Here is a 2039-nt window from a genome sequence, read left to right as displayed (position 1 = left end):
TAATTAGTATTAACTCAAGGGGGATATCCAAATGATAAGGAATTTAAAAAAACTAGATAATATAAAAATAATTGAACTTTTAAAAAACGAAGTCTCTAATATAAGCGAGATTGAAATAGAAAATATGATTAACTCTAACAGTTATTGTAAAGTGTATGAAGAAGGAAATTCTATTCTAGGTTTTTCTATTTTAACTTTTGATAATATAAAAAAAGATTCAAAATTGATGTTGTATGTATCCGAATCAAATAGAAATAAAGGAATAGGTCATAAACTATACTCAAATGTTATAGATTTTATTAAGTCTAAAGAAATTGAAAAAGTTAACATTGAGATTAGAATAGAGAAATATGATACTAGTAGTTTTTTCTTAAAAAAGGGATTTAAAAGGTGGTTTGGATACTGTCATATGAATTATAAAGGAGATAATAAGGATTCAAGTTTAAATCCAGTTAGGTACAAAGACACGTACTACAATAAATATAAAGAGTTATATGAAAATTGTTTTTATGATATGAGAAAATCATTAAATATACAACCTTATAGAGTTCATCCCAGTAGAGATGAGTTAATAAAAAATCAAGATTATATATTCATGTTATTAGACGAAGATAAGATTATAGGATCTGTTACACTTTTAAATAATGAAATTGATGATCTTATTGTAAACAAGAATTATCAAAATAAAGGTTATGGAAATGAACTTTTAAATTTTGGAATAAACCATTATATTTCACAGGAATCTAAGGATATTTACTTAAGAGTTGCAAATTGGAATAGTAAGGCCATTAATATTTATAAAAATGCTGGATTTAGGATAAATGTCAAAGGAGAATATTATTACTTAGACTTAAACACAAAAAAGCCTGTATAATATATATTTTTAATATACAGGCTTTCATTTGTTTAAATTCATAAGTACTTGTTAAATAAAAGCTTTAAGAGTTTTTACTTATGTAGATTTTAAAAGCTTTTATAGCTAAGCACATTGTGTATATTGCAATAATTTTTATAATGAACGTTAGAAGCATATTAAATAAATTAAAAACAATCATTCCATTCATGGCTAAATCCATAATAAACTCTCCTAATTAGCATTTGTAAGTCTCTTATTAAAAATTGATTTTACAGGTTTATATAAAACCAATAAAATTACTAAGCTAATGATAATTATTTTAAATATTGAATCATAGCCATAAGAAATTTGAGTATGAATTAGGTTAGGATCATCGACTGATTGAATAACCCCTTTTGATGTAATCATTTGAGATGGTCCAATTATAAAAAATGATATAATTCCGATTAAGCAAGAAGAAATAACTGATAAAAGTATATGATAATTATAAGAATACTTTTTCACTAAACTCCCCCCCCTTTATTTATTAAATATATTATCAGTATAAATATTGGAATAACACCAAAAATAAGAATACTTAAATCTACAAAATACGACCAACAGTAATGAAATATGAAAATCAAGAATGTTTTTTACTAGTATTGATTTTCAAAACAACAATAGGTAAGATTGTTCTAAGAAAGGGGGATGATTTATGAGTTTAATTCTCAATCTAATTATATTTTTAATTTCTTATTCGATACTGAGCTTAGTTTTTACTTTGATATTGCTATCTATTATAATGGAAATATTTCTTATTATGAAGGTAGTTTTTAATGTGAATGAACAAAGATGGGACAATCTTTTTAGATATAAAAACAATATTGTTTTAATGCTAGTTATGGTGGTTTGCTTGATTATATCTCTTTCAATTACATTTATGATAAGTAATTTATTTTTCGAATTTATAGAATTTAAATATAAAGAAATTTCATCAATACTTATTATTTTATTAATATCTTTACCTATAATCTTTAAGTTTTTTAAACTTATAGACTACATAAAATCAAAACTAACTAAAGATCCTAATCAAAAGGGATTATTTGATTAGGATCTTTAGTTAGTTTAACCCCTCTTAAAATCAGGAAAAGTGGATTTTAAGAGGGGTTAATTTTATAAATAAAAGATTAGGATGAATTAATAT

4 protein-coding genes are annotated in these 2039 nt (G+C 23.4%); 2 read left to right on the top strand and 2 right to left on the bottom strand.

Features of this window, described 5'->3' with window-relative positions:
* The first annotated feature begins 31 nt into the window (after positions 1-31).
* Positions 32-874, top strand: coding sequence for a GNAT family N-acetyltransferase (locus VN21_RS17770; RefSeq protein ID WP_052951956.1), 843 nt, complete (start codon positions 32-34; stop codon positions 872-874).
* A 64-nt stretch (positions 875-938) separates the two neighbouring features.
* Here VN21_RS17770 and VN21_RS18560 read toward each other — a convergent pair whose 3' ends face one another.
* Together VN21_RS18560 and VN21_RS02275 are read right to left on the bottom strand one after the other, a co-directional pair.
* Positions 939-1076: a hypothetical protein gene (locus VN21_RS18560; protein WP_161794368.1), complete on the bottom strand. Its 138-nt coding sequence runs from the start codon at positions 1074-1076 to the stop codon at positions 939-941.
* Between the two features lie 11 nt (positions 1077-1087).
* The gene (locus tag VN21_RS02275) at positions 1088-1360 is read right to left on the bottom strand and encodes a hypothetical protein (RefSeq protein WP_046821855.1); all 273 of its coding nucleotides are present in this window, start codon (positions 1358-1360) and stop codon (positions 1088-1090) included.
* Positions 1361-1550: 190 nt separating this feature from the next.
* On the opposite strand from VN21_RS02275, the gene VN21_RS02270 reads away from it, so the two are divergent.
* Positions 1551-1946, top strand: coding sequence for a hypothetical protein (locus tag VN21_RS02270; RefSeq protein WP_046821854.1), 396 nt, complete (start codon positions 1551-1553; stop codon positions 1944-1946).
* Positions 1947-2039: the final 93 nt, after the last annotated feature.

This window comes from Paraclostridium benzoelyticum (genome assembly GCF_001006285.1).
GTDB classification, from domain to species: domain Bacteria; phylum Bacillota; class Clostridia; order Peptostreptococcales; family Peptostreptococcaceae; genus Paraclostridium; species Paraclostridium benzoelyticum.
Note: the sequence above shows the minus strand (reverse complement) of the source record. Positions and strands in the feature narration are given on the sequence as shown.